The organism is Clostridium sp. LS, from assembly GCF_002760435.1.
Lineage (GTDB): Bacteria > Bacillota > Clostridia > Clostridiales > Clostridiaceae > Clostridium.
The window spans coordinates 1-608 of record NZ_AUUU01000235.1 but is presented as its reverse complement, the minus strand read 5'-3'; the positions used below and the strand labels follow the sequence as shown (position 1 = coordinate 608).

Annotated in this window: 1 protein-coding gene; it reads left to right on the top strand. The window is 29.9% G+C overall.

Annotated features, from left to right (window positions below):
• Positions 1–161: 161 nt before the first annotated feature.
• Positions 162–491: a single-stranded DNA-binding protein gene (ssb, locus tag COL3_RS26810; RefSeq protein ID WP_008422728.1), complete on the top strand. Its 330-nt coding sequence runs from the start codon at positions 162–164 to the stop codon at positions 489–491.
• The last annotated feature ends 117 nt before the right edge of the window (positions 492–608 follow it).

Genomic DNA, 608 nt, shown 5'->3' with positions numbered 1-608 from the left:
CTCCACCATTGAGCTATCGCGGAACGTCATTACTTAATCTATTATATCAGCTTTTTCTAATTATGCAACCCTATTTTTTATCTTTTTTTATTTTTCTCTTGAATACGAACTTACGTTTCTGTCTAAACTTAAAACAAATATTGATTTTTAGGAGGAAAAATATGAACAAAGTATATCTTATAGGGAGAGTGACTAAAGATCTAGAGCCTCAACAATTTGACGCCAACGAAAGGATTTATGTGAAATTTACTTTAGCTGTTAATGACTATAAATCAAATACAAAAGAATATACAACGAATTTTATTAACATTGTTGCTTTTGGTAGAAAAGCTGAGATTTTATCCCAATACATAACTAAAGGTCATAAATTATCTATAGAAGGTAAAGTTAGAACTGGCAGCTATCTTGATAGAAATAACATTAAAAAATATACAGTAGACATAATTCTAGAAGACTTTGATTTCATTGATAATAAATCAAATGTAATTTAAATCAACAAACGGGTGGAATATACTTTCCACCCGTATTCTACTCATTTATTTTTTAAAAAAGCATAAAAAAATGGCTCCGCGAAGAGGACTCGAACCTCCAACCTATCGGTTAACAGC